The 20,070-nt window shown below is 63.9% G+C and carries 19 protein-coding genes; 11 read left to right on the top strand and 8 right to left on the bottom strand.

The annotated features are described in order from the left end of the window. Positions 1 to 480: 480 nt before the first annotated feature. The 6 genes from HDC32_RS05935 to HDC32_RS05910 form a co-directional block, all read right to left on the bottom strand. Positions 481 to 1,146 carry a response regulator transcription factor gene (locus HDC32_RS05935; protein WP_010209341.1) on the bottom strand — a complete coding sequence of 222 codons (666 nt, stop codon included), beginning with the start codon at positions 1,144 to 1,146 and terminating at the stop codon, positions 481 to 483. 15 nt (positions 1,147 to 1,161) lie between these two features. Next, a complete protein-coding gene (locus tag HDC32_RS05930) occupies positions 1,162 to 1,710 on the bottom strand; it encodes a PQQ-dependent catabolism-associated CXXCW motif protein (protein ID WP_131698171.1) in 549 nt (182 codons plus the stop codon). Positions 1,711 to 1,818: 108 nt separating this feature from the next. Then, positions 1,819 to 2,610: an ABC transporter permease gene (locus tag HDC32_RS05925; protein ID WP_145336173.1), complete on the bottom strand. Its 792-nt coding sequence runs from the start codon at positions 2,608 to 2,610 to the stop codon at positions 1,819 to 1,821. Next, a complete protein-coding gene (locus HDC32_RS05920; protein ID WP_184742913.1) occupies positions 2,607 to 3,347 on the bottom strand; it encodes an ABC transporter ATP-binding protein in 741 nt (246 codons plus the stop codon). The genes HDC32_RS05925 and HDC32_RS05920 overlap by 4 nt, the downstream gene beginning before the upstream one ends. After that, a complete protein-coding gene (locus HDC32_RS05915; RefSeq protein WP_184742910.1) occupies positions 3,344 to 4,303 on the bottom strand; it encodes a YVTN family beta-propeller repeat protein in 960 nt (319 codons plus the stop codon). The genes HDC32_RS05920 and HDC32_RS05915 overlap by 4 nt, the downstream gene beginning before the upstream one ends. 30 nt (positions 4,304 to 4,333) lie before the next feature. After that, a complete protein-coding gene (locus HDC32_RS05910) occupies positions 4,334 to 5,506 on the bottom strand; it encodes an ABC transporter substrate-binding protein (protein WP_184742907.1) in 1,173 nt (390 codons plus the stop codon). Between the two features lie 186 nt (positions 5,507 to 5,692). On the opposite strand from HDC32_RS05910, the gene HDC32_RS05905 reads away from it, so the two are divergent. Beyond that, complete coding sequence (locus HDC32_RS05905; protein ID WP_184744111.1) at positions 5,693 to 6,955, top strand: sensor histidine kinase; 1,263 nt, start codon at positions 5,693 to 5,695, stop codon at positions 6,953 to 6,955. Further along, positions 6,952 to 7,578 (top strand): response regulator transcription factor, encoded by a 627-nt coding sequence (locus HDC32_RS05900; RefSeq protein WP_145336167.1) that lies wholly within the window; start codon positions 6,952 to 6,954, stop codon positions 7,576 to 7,578. Before HDC32_RS05905 ends, HDC32_RS05900 begins: the two co-directional genes overlap by 4 nt. Positions 7,579 to 7,616: 38 nt before the next feature. On the opposite strand, the gene HDC32_RS05895 is transcribed toward HDC32_RS05900, so the two are convergent. Continuing rightward, positions 7,617 to 8,264 (bottom strand): pentapeptide repeat-containing protein, encoded by a 648-nt coding sequence (locus tag HDC32_RS05895; protein ID WP_131698167.1) that lies wholly within the window; start codon positions 8,262 to 8,264, stop codon positions 7,617 to 7,619. 88 nt (positions 8,265 to 8,352) lie between these two features. After that, positions 8,353 to 10,245, bottom strand: coding sequence for a quinoprotein ethanol dehydrogenase (exaA, locus tag HDC32_RS05890; RefSeq protein ID WP_184742904.1), 1,893 nt, complete (start codon positions 10,243 to 10,245; stop codon positions 8,353 to 8,355). 254 nt (positions 10,246 to 10,499) lie between these two features. On the opposite strand from exaA, the gene pedF reads away from it, so the two are divergent. The 9 genes from pedF to HDC32_RS05845 all read left to right on the top strand — a co-directional run bounded on the left by pedF (position 10,500) and on the right by HDC32_RS05845 (position 20,049). Further along, positions 10,500 to 10,961 carry a cytochrome c-550 PedF gene (pedF, locus tag HDC32_RS05885; RefSeq protein WP_027606205.1) on the top strand — a complete coding sequence of 154 codons (462 nt, stop codon included), beginning with the start codon at positions 10,500 to 10,502 and terminating at the stop codon, positions 10,959 to 10,961. Between the two features lie 3 nt (positions 10,962 to 10,964). Next, positions 10,965 to 11,840, top strand: coding sequence for an ABC transporter substrate-binding protein (locus HDC32_RS05880; RefSeq protein WP_184742901.1), 876 nt, complete (start codon positions 10,965 to 10,967; stop codon positions 11,838 to 11,840). A 9-nt stretch (positions 11,841 to 11,849) separates the two neighbouring features. Next, positions 11,850 to 12,599 (top strand): quinoprotein dehydrogenase-associated SoxYZ-like carrier, encoded by a 750-nt coding sequence (locus HDC32_RS05875; protein WP_184742898.1) that lies wholly within the window; start codon positions 11,850 to 11,852, stop codon positions 12,597 to 12,599. A gap of 16 nt (positions 12,600 to 12,615) precedes the next feature. After that, complete coding sequence (locus HDC32_RS05870) at positions 12,616 to 13,548, top strand: quinoprotein relay system zinc metallohydrolase 1 (RefSeq protein ID WP_184742894.1); 933 nt, start codon at positions 12,616 to 12,618, stop codon at positions 13,546 to 13,548. A gap of 126 nt (positions 13,549 to 13,674) precedes the next feature. Next, positions 13,675 to 15,450: a PQQ-dependent methanol/ethanol family dehydrogenase gene (locus HDC32_RS05865; protein WP_010209362.1), complete on the top strand. Its 1,776-nt coding sequence runs from the start codon at positions 13,675 to 13,677 to the stop codon at positions 15,448 to 15,450. A 121-nt stretch (positions 15,451 to 15,571) separates the two neighbouring features. Further along, the gene (locus tag HDC32_RS05860) at positions 15,572 to 17,092 is read left to right on the top strand and encodes an aldehyde dehydrogenase family protein (protein ID WP_010209363.1); all 1,521 of its coding nucleotides are present in this window, start codon (positions 15,572 to 15,574) and stop codon (positions 17,090 to 17,092) included. A 240-nt stretch (positions 17,093 to 17,332) separates the two neighbouring features. Beyond that, a complete protein-coding gene (gene pqqA / locus HDC32_RS05855) occupies positions 17,333 to 17,404 on the top strand; it encodes a pyrroloquinoline quinone precursor peptide PqqA (protein WP_010209364.1) in 72 nt (23 codons plus the stop codon). Positions 17,405 to 17,531: 127 nt separating this feature from the next. Next, positions 17,532 to 18,695: an alcohol dehydrogenase-like regulatory protein ErcA gene (gene ercA, locus HDC32_RS05850; protein WP_090405974.1), complete on the top strand. Its 1,164-nt coding sequence runs from the start codon at positions 17,532 to 17,534 to the stop codon at positions 18,693 to 18,695. Next, positions 18,679 to 20,049: a hybrid sensor histidine kinase/response regulator gene (locus HDC32_RS05845; protein WP_145336154.1), complete on the top strand. Its 1,371-nt coding sequence runs from the start codon at positions 18,679 to 18,681 to the stop codon at positions 20,047 to 20,049. Before ercA ends, HDC32_RS05845 begins: the two co-directional genes overlap by 17 nt. Positions 20,050 to 20,070 lie beyond the last annotated feature (21 nt).

The raw sequence follows: 20,070 nt of genomic DNA, 5'->3' as shown, positions 1-20,070 counted from the left end.
CGGTGGGTCAGTCGACATCATAACTGACTGATGCACCGCCATCGGGAGCAAGCCCCCTCCCACATTTGACCAGTGTTGTGCCTGGAAGATTGGCGGCGCAGGTACGTCTGATCAAGCTCAAGACTGCCATGAGCCACTTACTCGGCCGGCCCTGACAAACGGAGATCCAGTGTGGGAGGGGGCTTGCCCCCGATAGCGGTGGGTCAGTCGACATCATAACTGACTGATGCACCGCCATCGGGAGCAAGCCCCCTCCCACATTTGACCAGTGTTGTGCCTGGAAGATTGGCGTCGCAGGTACGTCTGATCAAGCTCAAGACTGCCATGAGCCACTTACTCGGCCGGCCCTGATAAACGGAGAACCAATGTGGGAGGGGGCTTGCCCCCGATGGCGGTGTTTCAGCCAAGCAGATGTCGACTGGTCCACAGCTATCGGGGGCAAGCCCCCTCTCAGCTTTGATTTGTGTTGTGTCAGACGGGTCAGCGGCGCAGGTACGAGCCGAAATCGATATCCCCGGCACTGAGGATCGCCTGCACCCGGTTATGCACGTTCAATTTGCGCAGGATCGCCGACACGTGAGCCTTCACCGTGGTCTCGGCAATTTCCAGGGTGTACGCGATCTGTTTGTTCGACTCGCCCTTGGTCATGCGTTCCAGCACCAGCAATTGCTTGCGTGTCAGGGCTTGCAGCAGTTCGGGGGCGAAGCCGGGGTTTTCGTTGAGGCGCCGGTGGGTGCCGGGCTTCTGGGTGCGGATGATGTCCGGCGGCAGGTACACGTTGCCGTTGAGAATCTGCTGGATCGCCTCGGTCATTTGCAGGCGCGGCGAGGATTTGGTGATAAAACCCACGGCGCCATAGGTGATGGCTTGCAGCACGACCTGCTTGTCCTGCTCGGCCGAGACGATCACCACCGGAATGGTCGGCGCCTCGTTGCGCAGGTTGATCAGGCCATTGAGGCCGTGCATGCCGGGCATGTTCAGGTCGAGCAGGATCAGGTCGAGGTCGTCGTGTTCCTGGGTCAGCGCCAGGGCGCTGTCGAGGTCGGCGGTTTCCATCACTTCGCTGCCGGGAAAGCCGTCGCTGATGACGTTATGGATCGCTTCGCGAAACAGTGGGTGATCGTCGGCAATCAGGATTTTGTACATGGCCGTTCACCTTTCTTATTGTGATGTTTGAAATGGCTCGGGTTGGGCGACCGTCACCGGCAGCTTCGCCGCTTCCCAGGCATCCAGGCCGTCGCGATACCAGTACACAGAGGTATAGCCGAGGTTGGCGGCACGTTTTACCGCGTTCCAACTCAGCCAGCAATCGGCGCGGCAATAGAAGACCAACGGTCGCTTGAGGTCGCCGCCGCTGTAGGTATACAAGTGGCGCACGAAATAGCTTTGCCACTCCGGCGTCAGGTCGCCGTCGCCGGTATTGGCCAGCCAGTGGCTGCCGGGCAGGTTGGCGTGGGGCTGGTCTTCGATGAAGCGCCCTTGCAGCCACTGGCGGCGGTACACGTCGATCAGCACGGGCGCGGGTGTTTGGCTGAGCAGGGTTTGCAGGGCCGCAGTGTCGACAATCGTGGCGCCTGGCAGGTGGTCGGGCGTGGGGCTGCGGTACAGGCTGATGCGGTAGCCGTCGGCGGAAAACAGTGGAGTGTCGGCCTGAACGTTAGCGACGAACAGGCACAGCAGTGCCAACAGAGGCAGTCGGGCGTACAGCATGGCAGGGCGATCCTTATCGTTATGCGCGCATTACACGTGAGTCCCGAGCCCTTGGGAATGCGACGATAGACAGGAAAACCAGTACTAAAGTAGTAGTTTTTGCCGCCTTCAGCCCTTTTTGCGCAACGCCGCATGCTGGGGATTGAACGTCAGCACCGCCAACACCGCGAACAGCACGGTCAAGCCCAGGCACACTGCCAAGGCCAGGCCGGCGAAGCGTTCGTACAGGGCAAAGCGCACCAGCTCCACGGCGTGGGTAAACGGGTTGACCGCGCACAGCCAGTACAGCCATTCGCTGGAGTCGCGCATCTTCCACAACGGGTACAGCGCCGACGACAGGAAAAACAGCGGGAAGATCACGAAGTTCATCACCCCGGCGAAGTTCTCCAACTGGCGAATCGCGTTCGACAGCAACAGGCCCAGGGCGCTCAACATCAAGGCCACCAGCAGCAACGCCGGCAGGGCGATCAACAGTCCCATGGGCGGCGGTTGCACGCCGTACACCCAGGCGATCGCCAGGAACCCATACACCTGCAACAGCGAAATCAGCGCGGTGGCCAACAGCTTGCTGCACAGCAAAAACGTGCGCGGCAACGGGCTGGTCAGCAGCACGCGCATGCTGCCCATCTCGCGGTCGTAGACCATCGACAGCGAGCCTTGCATGCCGTTGAACAGCAGGATCATGCAGGCCAGCCCCGGGATGATGTACACCTCGTAGGGGATGTAGGTGTCGTAGGGTTCGATCACCGAGATGCCCAACGCGGCGCGGAACCCGGCGGCGAACACCAGCAGCCACAGCAATGGCCGCACCAGCGCACTGAGAAACCGCGTGCGCTGCAACACAAAGCGCAGCCACTCGCGCAGGACGATGCCGCGCAGGCATTGCCAGTAAGCGTTCATGCCGCAGCTTCCGTCGTGGTGGGGCGCGTCAAGCGCGCGAACACGCTGCCGAGGTCGCCGCCTTGTTGCGCGATCAAGGCATCGACTTGCCCACTGGCCACCAGACGGCCCTGATGCAGGATCATCAACGCATCGTCGGCCTGTACTTCGTCGAGCAGGTGGGTGGTCCACAGCACGCTGATGCCCTGTTCGAGGCACAGGCTGCGCACGTGCTGGTTAAGCGCCAGGCGGCTGGCCGGGTCGAGGCCGACGCTGGCTTCATCCAACAGCAGCAAGCGCGGCTCATGCAGCAACGCCCGGGCGATTTCCACCCGGCGCCGATGCCCGCCGTTGAGCTCGCGGACTTTTTCGCGGCGCCGTTCGGTGAGGGCCTGGCGTGCCAGTTCGGCGGCTACGCGCAGGTCGGTCTGGCGCCGTGATAAACCGTGCAGCGCGGCGTGGTAGCGCAGGTTCTGTTCCACGCTCAAATCCAGGTCCAGGGTGCTTTGCTGGAACACTACACCCAGCTGGGTGAGGGCTGCACGCGGCGCCTCACGTAGGGAATGACCGCCCACGCGAATGTCGCCGCTTTGCAGGTCATACAGCCGCGTGAGCAGGGCGATCAAGGTGGATTTACCGGCGCCATTGGGCCCCAGCAGCGCCGCAAAGCGCCCCGGTGCGAGGCTGAAACCCACCTCGCACAAGGCCTGCCGTGCGCCGTAGGCGAAGCTCACGTCGCGCACCTCCAGGGCGTTCATGGCGTGACCACCACGCCCCACGGATAACGCCCGACCTTCACCGACTTGATCACCTTGAGGCTGTCCACATCGATCACCGACACATCACCGCTCACGCCGTTGGTGGCCAGCAACTGTTTCTCGTCCGGGGTAAATGCCATCTGCCACACGCGGCGGCCCACCAACAGGTAGTCGAGGACCTCGAAGGTCTTGGCGTCGATCACGGCCACATGGTTGGCCGGACCGAGGGCGACAAAGCCGTACTTGCCGTCGGCGCTGAGCTTGATGCCGACCGGCTGGACTTTGTCGGGGTGCACGCCCTTGATCTTGAAGGTCAGGGTCTTGAGGATCGCGCGGCTGGCTACGTCGAGGATGGTCACGGTGCCGCCGATTTCCGCCGAGGCCCACAGCTGCGAGCCATCGTGGTTGAACTCGACGAAGCGCGGGCGCTGGTCCACCAGGGTGCTGTCGGCCAGGGTCTGGGTGCTGGTGTCGATCCAGTGCAGCATGTTGGTGGTTTCGCTGGTGTTTACCGCCCACTTGCCATCCGGGCTCACGGCCATGCCTTCGGGTTCGACGCCGACGTTGATCTGGCCGAGCACCTTGGCGGTCTCGGTGTCGATCACGGTGACCAGCGCGTCGTCTTCGTTGGACACGTACAGCCAGCGGTTATTGGGGTGCAGGGCGAACTGCTCGGGGTCTTTGCCGGAGGGCAGTTCCTTGATGATCTTGCGCGTGGCCACGTCCATCACCTGCACGCGGTCCGAGTCGCTGGCGCAGATGTACAGCAGCTTATTGTCATGGGACAGCAGCAAGCCTCGCGGACGCTGGCCGACCTTGAGGGTGTCGGTGACCTGCAGGGTCTGCATGTCGATCAGGCTCAGGCTGTTGTCTTTCTCGTTGGAGACCCAGGCGGTACTGGCCACGGCGTGCCCGGCGGCAAGCAGCAGGGCGCATGAGAGCAGGGTGCGGCGCATGGCGGATTCCTTATTATTGTGGGTAGGTGATCAAGGGAAGCGGCAGGTCACCTCGGGTTTGTCATAGCCCAGGCTGTCCATTTCGTTGGTGGGGTGCAGGAAACCGTCCTGGGGCGAGGTGCTGACCAACGCGCGGGGCTGCACGATGGGAATCGGTTGGCGCAATTGGCCGTTCCAGGGGCGGTAGCTGAGCTTGCGGCCCTTGAAACCATCCAGGGGCAGTTGCTCGCTGATTTCCAGTTGACGGATCGCCATGGGCTCGACCTGACGCAACTTGCTCACTGCACTGGCGATGCTGCGCACGGCCATCCAGGCGGCGAAGTCGCGGTCGTTCATCCAGCGCCCGGCCAGGGCCTCGAAGCGTTTCTGCAATTGGGCGGCGCCGTAGGTCTCGACGGTTTTGTGCCAGCCGGTGGGCGTCAGACCCTGGGTGCCGGCCACGGGGCGCGGGTACCAGGTCTGGTAGGGCACGTACTCGCCGAAGTCGCCGCGCTCGTCGGCCACCAGCACCACGTCGTATTCGGCGGTCTGGGTGAACAGCGGCATATCCGCCTGGGCGCTGCGGCGTTGGTCGTTGTCGAAACGCCAGGCTTTTTCCGCCACCAGCTGCACGCCGAAGCGTTTGGCGGCGCGACGCAGGGCGGCGGCGTAGGCCTGGTCATCCTCGGTGGGGCCGACGATCAACAGCGCTTTCTGCCATTTGCGCACTACCAGGAACTGCGCCAGCGCATCGGCAAGCATCGCGCGGCTGGGCAGGGTATGCAGCACGTTGCCCAGGCAGTCGGTGCTGCGCAGGCTGTCATCTGGGCTGCCGGCATTGAACAGCAGGCTGTCGGGCAACGCCGCGCTGAGTTGGCGCAGGCTGGCGGCGGGCGCGTTGACCACGAACAGGCGCAGGCCCTGGGCATGCTGCGCTTGGGCGGCGGCGAGCAGGGCGTCTGGGGTGTCTACCGTGGCGGTCGTCAGGCTGTAGCGCTGGTTGAGAAAGGCGCCGGTGCTGTTGCTGTCGATGATCGCCAGTTCAGCGCCGCGCTGCCCGGCATCGGCGGGCTCGGGAATCACATTCGACAGCAGCGGCCCCGGATCGGGCCGATAACCCAGGTAGCCGATCTGCACCTGCAAGGGCGCTTCAGCGGCCTGGCCGGTGGCGGCCCAGGCGATTGCCAGCAGGCAGATCACGGCGTAGGGGGCGAGCTGGCGCATAAGGCACTCCATGACAGGTAGCGCCAGCATAGGAACCCTGAACGTCGCTGCAAATATGCAGAAAGTAGCGCTGGGGCAGTACCAAGGTAGTAGCCACGCGCAGCGGGTGCGGTTTTAGCATGGGTCCCTACCGGTCTCATTCACAGGAGTGACACGAGCATGCGCGTTTTCACCGCCCGGCCCGGCCTGTCGGCCCTGTGGCGCATCAACCTGTGGGTGTGCGGCTTCTTCGCCCTGGTGACCTGCGCCTGCACCGCGCTGTTGCTGCACCAGGCCCTGGCCGATGTGGAGCGCGAGCTGCAATCGGCCGAAGCGGTGGTGCACTACCTGAGCGAAACCGCCGAGCGCGACCCGGCCAGCCTGCAACCCCACCTCACCGCGAGTTTGCGCCATGTACGTGTGCACTGGCTGGCGAGCGGCGACACCGCGCAAGCGCCGGCGCCGGACGGGCTGGACGCCTGGCTCGGGCGCCTGCTGTTTGCCGAGGCACGACGCAGTGCCCAGGTGCTGGACTTGCCGGACGGTCGGCGCGTGTCCATCGCCGTTGACCCACGGGATGAAATCGACGAGGTCTGGGACTCCCTGCAACAACTGCTGGGCCTGTGCGCCCTGGCCCTGGTGCTGAGCCTGTTGACCATCCGCTGGGCAGTGCGCCGTGGCATGGGCGTGCTGGATGAATTGCTGCGCGCGCTGCAACAGGTGTGCGCCGGCCAGCTTAACGTGCGCCTGCGCAGTGAAGGCGCGCCGGAAGCACGGCAATTGGCGCTGCACTTCAACCGCATGACCGACGCCCTGGAGCAGGCGCGCACCGATAACACCCGGCTCACCCAGACCCTGCTGGCGGTGCAGGAGCAGGAGCGCACCCACCTGGCCCAGACCCTGCACGATGACCTCGGCCAATACCTGGCCGGCATTCGCGCCCAGGCCTGCCTGTTGCGGCTGGTTACCGACCAGCCGCATCTGCTGGCGTCCACGGTGGCGCAATTGGAAGATCACTGCGAGCACTTGCAGCAAGGCTTCAGGGCGCTGGTCCACGATCTCTATCCGGTGGCCCTGCAACACCTGCCGATGGCCGAGGCGTTTTCGATGTTGGTCACGCAGTGGCAGGCCAGCCACGGCATTCCCTGCCACCTGCAAGTCAGTACGGACCTGCCGCTGTTGCCCGGCGCCAGCAAGACCCATCTGTACCGCCTGCTCCAGGAAGCCCTGACCAACATCCTGCGGCATGCCGACGCCAGCCAGGTGCACGTGCGCCTGCAACATCACGGTTCGCGCCTGCGCCTGTGGGTGCGTGATAACGGTCGCGGTGCAGAAACGCCCCAGCGGCCGGGTGTGGGCCTGTATTCGATGGCCGAACGCGCCCGCTGCCTGGGCGGCGAATTGAAGATCATCAGCCAGCCCGGCGCCGGCTGGGCGTTGGCGTTGAACATGCCGTTGGAGGCCTCATGAATATTCTGTTGGTGGATGACCACGCCGTGGTGCGCCAGGGCTATGCCAGCCTGCTGCGCGCGCTGCTGCCGGCCGTTGAAGTGCGCGAGGCTGCCAGTGGTGAAGAAGCGTTGAGCCGGGTCCAGGAAGCGCTGCCGCACCTGGTGATCATGGACTTCGGCCTGCCGGGCATCAGCGGCCTGGAAACCACCCGCCGTCTGCGCCAGCGTCTGCCGCACCTGCGTGTGCTGTTTTTCAGCATGCACGACGAGCTGCCCCTGGTGCGTCAGGCCCTGGATGCCGGGGCCTCTGGCTACCTGACCAAAACCTCGGCACCCGAAGTGTTGATCGAAGCGGTGCGGCGCATCCTCGACGGCCACGCCTACATCGAACAGGCCCTGGCCACCGAACTGGCCTATACCCCCGGTGATCAACGCTTGCAGGGCATGACCCCACGTGAACTGGAGATTTTCCTGATGCTGGCCAGGGGCACGCCCACCCGAACGATTGCCGACCAGCTGAATATCAGCAGCAAGACCGTGTCCAATCACCTGACCTTGCTCAAGAGCAAATTGCAGGTGAGTTCCCATGCCGAGCTGGTGCACTTGGGGATCGATATGGGGGTGGTGCGGGTGGTTGGATAACCGGGTGTGCACAAAGCCCACACTTCAATGGCGTCGTTTCAGCGATTCCAGGTCGTTGGGCAATCCTGGCAGCCCTCCATATTCGCATCCTGGAAATTCGCATAGTGCTGGCGACTGCCGGTGAGGGTGGCCTGTTCCAGGTTGCTCTCGCCGAACTTGGCTTCCTGCAGGTTGGCGTCGCTGAGGTCGGCGCCTTGCAGGTCGGCCTTGCTCAGCCAGGTCATCTCCAGGTCGGCCGCACGCAGGTTGGCCTTGTGCATTTTTGCCCCGGACAGCCGCGCAAATTGCAGGTAGGCCGCACTGAGGTTGGCGTTTTCGAACTGCGCGCCCTGGGCGAACAGGCCCCACCCCTGGATCGCCATCAGCGTGGCGCCGCTGAAGTTGGCCAGGCGCAGGTTGGCCTGTTGCAGGCTGGCGCGGGTCAGGTTGGCGCCTTGCAGCTGGGCTTTTTCCAGGTTGGCCAGGTCGAGGTTGGCATGGCGCAGATCCGCCTCGCGCAGGTCGGCGCCGGCCAGGTTCATCTTGCTCAAGTCCTGGTTGCGCAGGTTGGCGCCCTTGAGGTTGGCGCCGGGGCATTGGCTGTGTTCGGCGATGGTGCAGCCGTTGATGATCAGCGGGGCGTCGTCGCCGTCGTCGGCGTGCGCCAGGGGCAGGGAGAGCAGGAGTAACAAGGGCAGGTAGTTCATCGTGTAACCTCTGGGGATCCTGTGGTGAGCGGGCTCACCACAAGGGAACCCGCTTGCTACAAAGGGCGGCCCGGCATTCTCGCAGGGGTTATTTTTGCGCGGTCTTCTGATCCCAGCTCGGGATCTTGAACACCCAGAACGACCCGCCTTGCGCTACCGGCTTGGTCAGCTCGGCCATGTCGCCGCCCCACAACGGCACCGCGCCGCCATAGCCGACGGTCACGCCGACATACTGCTCGCCATCCTGCTCCCAGGTGATCGGCGGCGAGACGATGCCGCTGCCGGTCTGGAACTTCCACAGCTCCTTGCCGGTTTTCGCGTCGAAGGCCTTGAAGAAACCGTCGCCTGTACCGGTAAACACCAGGTTGCCCTTGGTGGCCAACACGCCGGCCCACAGTGGCAACGCTTCCTTGTGCTCCCACACTACCTTGCCGGTGGTTGGGTTCATCGCGCGCAGGGTGCCGACGTGGTCGTCATACATGCGCTTGATGCGAAAGCCCATGCCCAGGTACGCCGAGCCCTTCTTGTAGTTGACCTCTTCGGTCCAGTATTCCTCTTTCCACTGGTTGCCCGGGATATAGAACAGGCCGGTGTCCTGGCTGTAGGCCATGGGGTTCCAGTTCTTGCCACCCAGGAACGGCGGCGAGACTTCCACCGGTTTGCCTTTGGTTTCACCCGGCAATGGCTTGGCCGGACGCTGGCCTTCGTTCTCCACCGGACGCCCGGTCTTCAGATCGATATGGCTGGCCCAGGTGATGTTGTCGACGAAGGGGAAGGCGTTCTGCAGCTTGCCGTTGTTGCGGTCTACCACGTAGAAGAAACCGTTGCGGTCAGCGTGACCGGTGGCCTTGACCACCTTGCCGTCCTTGTCCTTGTAGTCGAACAGCACCAACTCGTTGTTGCCGGAGAAGTCCCAGGCGTCGTTCGGGGTGTGCTGGTAGAACCACTTCACTTCGCCGGTGCTCGGATCGACGCCGACCTGACCGGAGGTGTAGAGGCTGTCGAAGTCGTGGGGGTTGCCGTCCTTGGCGGTGCGCGCCCAGGTGTTCCACGGGCCGGGGTTGCCGGCGCCGACGATGATCGTGTTGGTCTCGGCATCGAAGCTTGCGCTCTGCCAAGGGGCGCCACCGCCGTGGCTCCAGGCCTCGACCTTGCCGGTTTCGGTGGTGGGGTCATCCGGCCACGAAGGGGCCTTGACGTCGCCGGTGGTGGTGCTGTCCTTGCCGTTGAGGCGGCCCATATGGCCTTCCACGAACGGGCGCATCCACACTTCTTCACCGGTGTCGGGGTCGCGGGCAAACAGCTGGCCGACCACGCCGAATTCATCGCCGGAGCTGCCGTGGATCAGCAGCACCTTGCCGCTGACCTTGTCTTTGATCAGCACCGGGGCGCCGGTCATGGTGTAGCCGGCGGCGTGGTCGCCGAACTTCTTGTTCCACACCACTTTGCCGGTGTTCTTGTCGAGGGCGATCAGGCGCGCGTCGAGGGTGCCGAAGTAGATCTTGTCGCCGAAGATCGCCGCACCACGGTTGACCACGTCACAGCACGGGCGAATGTTGTCGGGCAGGCGGTGGTTGTAGGTCCACAGGCGCTTGCCGGTCTTTGCGTCGAGGGCGAACACGCGGGAATAGGAGCCGGTGACGTAGACCACGCCGTCGCTGACGATGGCCTGGGATTCCTGGCCGCGTTGCTTCTCATCGCCGAACGAGTAGGACCAGGCCGGGGTGAGCTTGAACACGTTCTTGTCGTTGACCTGGGCCAGCGGGCTCCAGCGCTGGGCGTTGGTGCCCATGCCGTATTGCAGCACGTCTTTGGTGGTCAGGTGGTCGTTGGCGATGTCTTCCCAGGTGACATTGTGCGTCGGCTTGGCGGGGTCGGCGGCCGCGAACGTTACGGCACTGAGGGACAGGCTGCCCACCAGCACAAAGGCTTGCACGGCAAGGCTTAAAGGTGAGCGGGCGGGTAGCGATCTTATTGTCATGGTTGCAGTTCCCAGTGGAGGTTTTGGCCTGCACAGGGTGGAACGCCGGGGCGCCGGGCGGATACGGAAAAAGTCCCGCTGTGGCCGGGAAGACTTCCCGAGGCGCCGCTGTTTTAGGCGTGCCCCACAAGCCCTACTACCAAGGGAGGAGAGGGCGGCCACCAAAGCAGCATACGGCCCATGCCCCGGGGTTTCTAAGATGGTTGCCATAACCTCTGCAATGAGGTTTTGCGTGCAATCCTGAGGGCAAAATAATGACAACAAAACACAATGCCTTGCTCGTCGCCGGGCTGTTGGTCGGTGTGATCGCCGGGGGCTCTGCCTGGGCCCACGGCAACGTGGTCCCGCAAGCGGTGGAAACCAAGGGCCTGACCTCGATCAAGGATGCGGGCGTGCCGGTCAACGAAGACGGCTGGGCGGCGGTCAATCCGTACCGTACCTCGCCTGAACACGACCGCGCCGTGGAAATCGGTTCGTCCGCCTATAACCAGAACTGCGCCGCCTGCCACGGCCTGGAAGCCAAGTCCGGCGGCATCGCCCCCGACCTGCGCATGCTCGATGTGGGCGAAGCCGGTGATGAATGGTTCGTCGAGCGCGTGCGCCATGGCGCGGTGCGTGACGGCCGCGTGTACATGCCGAAAATGGCCGACTACCTGAGCCAGGAAGCCTTGTGGGCCGTGCGCACCTACCTGGACAGCGTGCACGTCGAGGAGTAAGCCATGCGCCTGTTCGCTTATGTGCTTGGCCTGGCCCTGCTGTGTTGCCAGCCGGCACAGGCGCAGGTGCGCAGCTATGACCAGATGATCGCCGCCGGCGAAATCAACGTGGCGGTGTACAAGGACTTTGCCCCCTACAGTTTCGAAGACGGCGCCACCGCGCGCGGGGTCGACGTGGAACTGGCCCAGGCCCTGGCCACGGCGCTGGGGGTGCAGCTCAAGTTGATCTGGGCGCCGGCCGGCGAGAAGCTCGACGACGACCTGCGCGACTACATCTGGCGTGGCAGCCAGTTGCACAACCAGCAACTGGCCGACCTGATGATGCGCGCGCCCTACGATCACGATTACGCACAGAAGCGCAACGACCAGGGCGAACTGGAAAACGGCCATGTGGTGATGTTCGGGCCGTACCAGAACGAACAATGGCAGGTGGTTTACGACCGTCGGCGCCTGGACAGGGTTGCCAGCGTGGCGGTGTTCGAGCAGCACCCGATTGGCGTCGAAGTCGACAGCGTGCCGTCGTTCTACCTCACCTCGGTGTTCAGCGGCATGCTCGCCGCCAAGACCCATCACTACCCCGACGTCCCCCAGGCCTTTGCGGCGATGAAAGCCGGTGAGGTCGATGCGGTGATGGCGATGCGCGGCGAAGTCGATTGGCAGGTGCATGAAGCCCACGACCCGCAACTGGCCCTGGCCGAAAACGCCTACCCGAACATGGGCAAGCAACGCTGGGAGATCGGCATGGCGGTGCACGAGAGCAATCGCCAGTTGGCCTACGCGGTGGAAGAGGCGCTGGAAGGCCTGATCCGCGACGGTGCGGTACAAGCCATCTATGCCCGTTACGGCCTGCAGTACGAAGTCCCCGAGATGTATCAATAGGAGCAGGCGATGAACTGGCGACTGAGCTGCATCTTGGCGTGCTGGCTGCCGCTGGCGGCTCACGCCGTGGAGGTCGACCCGGTGCCGTCGGTGATGTGGGCGTTCTATCACAAGCAGTTCCTGGCCGAGGCGCCGTTCGTGTTCGACGACCGAGTCAAGCTGCTCGCGCCGCCGTTCGCCGAAGATGCGCGCCAGGTGCCGCTGGAAATCGACGCCCGCGCCTTCAACGGCCATGTGGTGAAAATCCTCGCCTGGGCCGAGCTCAACCCATTGCCGAAAATCGTCGACTTCCAACCCAAGGCCGGCGTGCTGCCGTGGCTGTCGCTGCGGATTCGTATCGAGCAGGCCACGCCGTTGCGGGCGGCGGTGCTCACCGATGACGGGCTGTGGCATGTGGGCTCGACCCTGATCGACGCTGCCGGTGGCGGCTGCACCGCGCCCAGCGTGGTGCGCACCCAGCCGGGCTGGGAAGAGCACATCGGCGAAGTGCTCGGCGGCCGTTACCCGCGTGGCGAGTTCAGCCGCGTACGTGTGCAGGTGGCGCACCCGATGGACAACGGCATGGACAGCGGCATCCCCGAGTTTTTTATCAACCATGCGCAACTGCGCGGCCAGGACGGCCAGGTGCTGGCTGATCTTGAGTTGTTCCCGGCGGTCAGCGAGAACCCCAACCTGGCCTTCGACATCGACGCGCCGGGGCCCACCCGCCTGGTGCTGCGCGACAACAGCGGCAATGAGTTCGACGCGGCCATCCCCTGACCAGAAGGAGCGCGGCATGCGCTGGATTCTATTGTTATGCCTGGGCCTGAGCCTGCCCGTCCTGGCGGACCTCGACTACGCCCTCAAGCCCCGGTTGATCGCCGATGACACCTGGCTGCTTGAAGGCAGCACCGACAATTTTGCCAAGGCCAATGGCGGCAATATCGTCAACACCGCCTTCATTGTCACCGAGGCTGGCGTGGTGGTGATCGACACCGGGCCGTCGCGGCGCTACGGCGAAGCCATGCGCGAGGCCATCGCCCGTGTCACCCCCAAGCCGGTGATCCAGGTGCTGATTACCCACCATCACCCCGACCATGCGCTGGGCAACCAGGCCTTCAAGGACGTGCCCATCGGCGCCCTGGCCGAGACCACACGATTGCTGCACGAGCAGGGCGACGGCATGGCGGAAAATCTCTACCGCATGGTCGGCGATTGGATGCGCGGCACCGAGGTGGTGTTGCCCACCCAGGTGCTGGAACCCGGTGTGCTGAGCGTCGGCCGCCACGACTTGCGCCTGCTCGCGCTCACCGGTCACACCGGCGCCGACCTGGCGATCTTCGACCACAGCACCGGCGTGCTGTTCGCCGGCGACCTGGTGTTTTACCAGCGCGCGCTCACCACCCCCAACAGCCCGGGGCTGGCGGTGTGGTTGGCCGACCTCGGCACCCTGCAAGCCTTGCCCTGGACCCTGATCGTGCCCGGCCATGGCCCGGTGGCCAGCGACGCGCAACCCTTCACGCAGATGCGCGACTACCTGACCTGGCTCGATCAACTTTTGCGTGACGGCGCGGCCCACGGCAGCGACATGGCCGAGATGATCCGCAGCCCCATCCCCGAACGCTTCGCCGCTATCAGCCTGAGCCGCTATGAACTGATCCGCAGCGTCAGCCACCTGTACCCGCGATACGAGCGCGAACAGATGCAACGCGTGGATTCGGCGCGCTGACCCGCTACTAAGGAACTAGCAAACTCGATACTGCGGTCAATTGTGACAACTGCCCCTGCGCCCAAGAATCTGCACCAGACCGGGAAAATTTCCCGGGTATAACAAAAAACCGCAGAGGTAGCCGTCATGACCCAACCCGCACGCCGCCAACCCTTCGCCTTGAGTGTGTTGCTCGGTGCCATCCTGTTGTCTGGCCAGGCCATGGCCTCGGTCACCGATGAGGAAATCCTCCAGGACCCGAAAAACCCCGGGCAGATCGTCACCAACGGCCTGGGCGTGCAGGGCCAGCGCTACAGCCCCCTCGACACCCTGAACGTCGACAACGTCAAGGAACTGCGCCCGGTCTGGGCGTTTTCCTTTGGTGGCGAGAAGCAGCGTGGGCAACAGGCGCAGCCGATGATCAAGGATGGGGTGATGTACCTCACCGGTTCCTACTCGCGGGTGTTCGCGGTGGACGCGCGCACCGGCAAGAAGCTCTGGCAGTACGATGCGCGTCTGCCCGATGACATCCGCCCGTGCTGTGACGTGATCAACCGTGGCGTGGCGCTGTACGGCGACCTGGTGTTCTTCGGCACCCTCGACGCCAAGCTGGTGGCGCTGAACAAAGACACCGGCAAAGTGGTGTGGAGCAAGAAAGTCGCCGACCACAAAGAAGGCTACTCCATCAGCGCCGCGCCCCTGGTGATCAACGGCAAGCTGATTACCGGTGTGGCCGGTGGCGAGTTCGGCGTGGTGGGCAAGATCGAAGCCTATGACCCGAAAAACGGTGAACTGCTATGGAGTCGCCCGACGGTCGAAGGCCATATGGGCTACGTCTACAAGGACGGCAAGGCGGTGGAGAACGGCATCTCCGGTGGCGAGGCGGGCAAGACCTGGCCCGGGGACTTGTGGAAAACCGGCGGCGCCGCACCGTGGCTGGGCGGCTACTACGACCCGGAAACCAACCTGCTGCTGTTCGGCACCGGCAACCCGGCGCCGTGGAACTCGCACCTGCGCCCTGGCGACAACCTCTACTCGTCCTCGCGCCTGGCGCTGAACCCGGACGACGGCACCATCAAGTGGCACTTCCAGACCACGCCCCATGACGGCTGGGACTATGACGGCGTGAACGAGCTGGTCTCCTTCAACTACACGGAAGGTGGCAAAGAGATCAAAGCCGCCGCCACAGCCGACCGTAACGGCTTCTTCTACGTGCTTGATCGCACCAACGGCAAGTTCATCCGTGGTTTCCCGTTTGTCGACAAGATCACCTGGGCCACCGGCCTGGACAAGGACGGTCGGCCGATCTACAACGACGCCAGCCGGCCTGGCGCCCCGGGCAGCGAAGCCAAGGGCACCTCGGTGTTCGTCGCACCGGCGTTCCTGGGCGCGAAAAACTGGATGCCGATGGCCTATAACCGCGACACCGGGTTGTTCTACGTGCCGTCCAACGAGTGGGGCATGGACATGTGGAACGAAGGCATCGCCTACAAAAAAGGCGCGGCGTTCCTCGGTGCGGGCTTCACTATCAAACCATTGAACGAAGACTATATCGGCGTGCTGCGCGCCATTGACCCGAAGACCGGCAAGGAAGTCTGGCGCCACAAGAACTTCGCGCCGCTGTGGGGCGGGGTGCTGACCACCAAGGGCAACCTGGTGTTCACCGGCACGCCGGAAGGCTTCCTGCAGGCGTTCAACGCCAAGACCGGCGAGAAGGTCTGGGAATTCCAGACCGGCTCCGGCGTGCTCGGCTCGCCTGTGACCTGGGAAATGGACGGCGAACAGTACGTCTCGGTGCTCTCGGGCTGGGGCGGCGCCGTGCCGTTGTGGGGCGGTGAAGTGGCCAAGCGCATCAAGGACTTCAACCAGGGCGGCATGCTCTGGACCTTCAAGCTGCCCAAAGAGCTGGTCGCCAAACACTGAATCTACGACCAAATGACAAGTGCCCCCCTGCCAACGGCGCATTCGCCCGGCAACGGGGGCTCTTTACTATCGGGTCATCGCCTGTTGACCGACAGGCCCGGACCCAGACAGAGGCTTTAACATGATCTACGCACAACCTGGCACCCCTGGCGCTATCGTCAGCTTCAAACAGCGCTACGGTAATTACATCGGCGGCGAGTTCGTCGCCCCGCTCAGCGGTGAGTACTTCACCAACACTTCGCCGGTGACCGGTGAAGTGATCGCCGAATTCCCGCGCTCCAACGCCGCCGATATCGACAAGGCCCTCGACGCTGCCCATGCTGCCGCCGACGCCTGGGGCAAGACCTCGCCCCAGGATCGCTCGCTGGTGCTGCTGAAAATCGCCGACCGTATCGAGCAGCACCTCGAAGTGCTGGCCGTGACCGAAAGCTGGGACAACGGCAAGGCCGTGCGCGAAACCCTCAACGCTGACGTGCCCCTGGCCGCTGACCACTTCCGCTACTTCGCCGGCTGCATCCGCGCTCAGGAAGGCGGCGCCGCCGAGATCAACGAACACACCGCGGCCTATCACTTCCATGAGCCCTTGGGCGTGGTCGGGCAGATCATTCCGTGGAACTTCCCGCTGCTGATGGCCGCCTGGAAACTCGCCCCGGCCCTGGCCGCCGGTAACTGCATCGTGCTCAAGCCGGCCGAGCAGACGCCGTTGTCGATCATGGTGTTTGCCGAGTTGATCAATGACCTGCTGCCACCGGGCGTGCTGAATATCGTCCAGGGCTTTGGCCGCGAAGCCGGGGAGGCACTGGCCACCAGCAAGCGCATCGCCAAGATCGCCTTTACCGGCTCGACCCCCATCGGCGCGCACATCATGCATGCGGCCGCCGAGAACCTCATTCCCTCCACCGTGGAACTGGGCGGCAAGTCGCCGAACATCTTCTTCGAAGACATCATGCAGGCCGAGCCGCAGTTCATCGAAAAAGCCGCCGAAGGCCTGGTGCTGGCGTTCTTCAACCAGGGCGAAGTGTGCACCTGCCCGTCGCGGGCGCTGGTGCAGGAGTCGATCTACGACGACTTCATGAAAGTGGTGATGAAGAAGATCGTCAAGATCAAGCGCGGCAACCCGTTGGACACCGAGACCATGGTCGGCGCCCAGGCGTCCGAACAGCAATACGACAAGATCCTCTCCTACCTCAAGATCGCCCAGGAAGAGGGCGCCGAGCTGCTCACCGGCGGCGCGGCCGAGCGCCTGGAGGGCGACCTGTCCAGCGGTTACTACATCCAGCCGACCCTGCTCAAGGGCCACAACAAGATGCGCGTGTTCCAGGAAGAAATCTTCGGCCCGGTGGTGGGTATCACCACCTTCAAGGACGAAGCCGAAGCCCTGGCGATTGCCAACGACAGCGAATTCGGCCTCGGCGCCGGGCTGTGGACCCGCGACATCAACCGCGCCTACCGCATGGGCCGGGCGATCAAGGCCGGTCGCGTGTGGACCAACTGTTATCACCTGTACCCGGCGCATGCGGCGTTTGGCGGCTACAAGAAGTCGGGCGTGGGGCGTGAGAACCACAAGATGATGCTCGATCACTACCAGCAGACCAAGAATTTGCTGGTGAGCTACGACATCAATCCGTTGGGTTTCTTCTAACCCTCGGATTGCAACGCGGTCCCCTGTGGGAGGGGGCTTGCTCCCGATGGCGGTGGGTCAGTCAACAGTGATGTGGCTGACACATTGCTATCGGGAGCAAGCCCCCTCCCACATTTTGATCGGCTTATACCCGCTACCAATGCGGGTGCGAGCTCCTTCGAAAGTAGCATTCGCACCCCCATCCCCCCATGCATTAATGCCCTTACCGGAATCTTCCGGCACAACAAGAGGACTCTCCCTATGTGGACCAAACCCGCCTTCACCGACCTGCGTATCGGCTTCGAAGTGACCATGTACTTCGCCAGCCGCTGATCCATCTCCGGCCAGCCTCGCGCTGGCCGGTGCCGTATTGGGAATGACCCTTTGGTCTGATTGCATTCGCCCCGGAATGGGTTAGTGTGAAGCGCATCTCCCAAAAATAATAAGAACAGGCTTTCCAATGAGCCCCAATCTGAGCCTTCTGCGTAAATTCGTCTCGCCTGAAATCATCTTCGGTGCCGGCTGCCGGCACAACGTCGGTAACTACGCCAAGACCTTTGGTGCGCGCAAGGTGCTGGTGGTCAGCGACCCCGGTGTGATCGCTGCCGGTTGGGTCGCCGATGTGGAAGCCAGCCTGCAGGCCATCGGTATCGACTACTGCCTGTACAGCGCCGTGTCGCCCAACCCGCGCGTCGAAGAAGTGATGCTCGGTGCCGAGGTGTATCGGGAAAACCATTGCGACGTGATCGTGGCCATCGGCGGCGGCAGCCCCATGGACTGCGGCAAGGCCATCGGCATTGTGGTCGCCCATGGGCGCTGTATCCTCGAGTTCGAAGGCGTGGACACCATCCGTGTGCCGAGCCCGCCGTTGATCCTGATCCCCACCACCGCCGGCACGTCGGCGGATGTCTCGCAGTTCGTGATCATTTCCAACCAGCAGGAACGCATGAAGTTCTCCATCGTCAGCAAGGCGGTGGTGCCGGATGTGTCGCTGATCGACCCGGAAACCACGGCGAGCATGGACCCGTTCCTGTCCGCCTGTACCGGCATCGACGCGCTGGTGCATGCCATTGAGGCGTTCGTGTCCACCGGCCACGGCCCGCTGACCGACCCCCATGCGCTGGAGGCCATGCGCCTGATCAACGGTAACCTGGTGCAGATGATCGCCAACCCCGGTGACATTGCCCTGCGCGAGAAGATCATGCTCGGCAGCATGCAGGCCGGCCTGGCGTTCTCCAATGCGATCCTCGGCGCGGTGCATGCCATGTCCCACAGCCTCGGCGGGTTTCTCGACCTGCCCCATGGTTTGTGCAACGCGGTGCTGGTGGAACACGTGGTGGCGTTCAACTACAACTCGGCGCCGGAGCGCTTCAAGGTAATTGCCGAGACCTTTGGCATCGATTGCCGGGGCCTCAGCCATCGGCAGATTCGCGGGCGGCTGGTGGAGCATCTGATTGCCCTGAAGCACGCCATCGGCTTTCACGAAACCCTCGGTTTGCATGGGGTGCGCGTGGCGGATATTCCGTTCCTGTCCCAACATGCGATGCACGACCCGTGCATCCTCACCAACCCGCGCGAGTCCAGCCAGCGTGATGTCGAGGTCGTATATGGCGAAGCGCTCTGACGACCAGCAACAGGCCCTGGCCGGGTTGCTGGGCCTGGGCAATCACTCGGCGCGCAAGAGCCACTACCCGGAACTCACCGCGCGCCTCGACGAGCTGGAGGCCGAGCGCAACCGCTATATCCGTCTCAACGATGAGCTGGAGCAGCGCGTGGCGGCGCGCACCGATGAGCTGCTGGAAGCCAACCGCAACCTGCAACAACAGATCGCCCAGCGCGAGCAGGTCGAGCAGGAACTGCGCGATGCGCGCGACGCCGCCGAAGCTGCCAACCGCAGCAAGGACAAATACCTTGCCGCCGCCAGCCATGACCTGCTGCAACCGCTTAACGCGGCGCGGCTGCTGATCTCGACCCTGCGCGAACGCAACTTGCCCAGCGTCGAGCAGGTGCTGGTGGAACGTACGCACCAGGCCCTGGAAGGCGCCGAGGATTTGCTCACCGACCTGCTGGATATTTCGCGGCTCGACCAGGCGGCGGTCAAGCCCGATGTGGCGCTGTATCGCCTGGATGAGCTGTTTGCGCCGCTGGTCTCGGAGTTCCAGTCGGTGGCGCTGGCGGCCGGGCTGAACCTGCGCGCGCGTACCGGCCATTATGCGATTCGCACTGACCTGCGCCTGGTGACGCGGATCCTGCGTAACTTCCTCAGCAACGCCTGCCGCTACACCGACGAGGGCTGCATCCTGCTCGGCGCGCGCCGCCGTGGCGATCGCCTGCGCCTGGAGGTGTGGGACACCGGGCGCGGCATCGCGGCCGACCGGCTCGATGCGATCTTCCTCGAGTTCAACCAGCTCGACGTCGGCCGTGCCTCGGACCGCAAAGGCGTAGGGCTGGGCCTGGCGATTGTCGAGCGCATCGCCGAGATCCTCGGCTACCCGGTGGCGGTCCGTTCGTGGCCGGGGCGTGGCTCGATGTTCAGTATCGAGGTGCCCATCAGCGAAGAGATGCCCCTGGCGATCAGCCAACTGCCGGTGCTGCCGACCACGGGCAACCCGCTGCCGGGGCGGCGTTTGCTGGTAATCGATAACGAGGTGAGCATCCTCGACAGCATGCGCGCGCTGCTGGGGCAGTGGGGCTGTGAGGTGATCACTGCCACCGACCAGGCCGGGGCGTTGCTGGCGCTGCAGGGCAGGGCACCGGAATTGATCCTCGCCGACTACCACCTTGACCACGGCGTGGTGGGCTGTGCGGTGGTCAAGCACCTGCGAGAGCATTTCGCGCAGAACATCCCCGCCGTGATCATCACCGCCGACCGCACCGACCAGTGCCGCCGCGTGCTGCGTCGCCTGGACGCGCCGTTGTTGAACAAACCGCTCAAGCCCGGCAAGTTGCGGGCGGTATTGAGCCAGTTATTGACCTAGGGTGTTGATACCCGTCAACAC

This window comes from Pseudomonas sp. JAI120 (assembly GCF_014207255.1).
Lineage (GTDB): Bacteria > Pseudomonadota > Gammaproteobacteria > Pseudomonadales > Pseudomonadaceae > Aquipseudomonas.
Note: the sequence above shows the minus strand (reverse complement) of the source record. Positions and strands in the feature narration are given on the sequence as shown.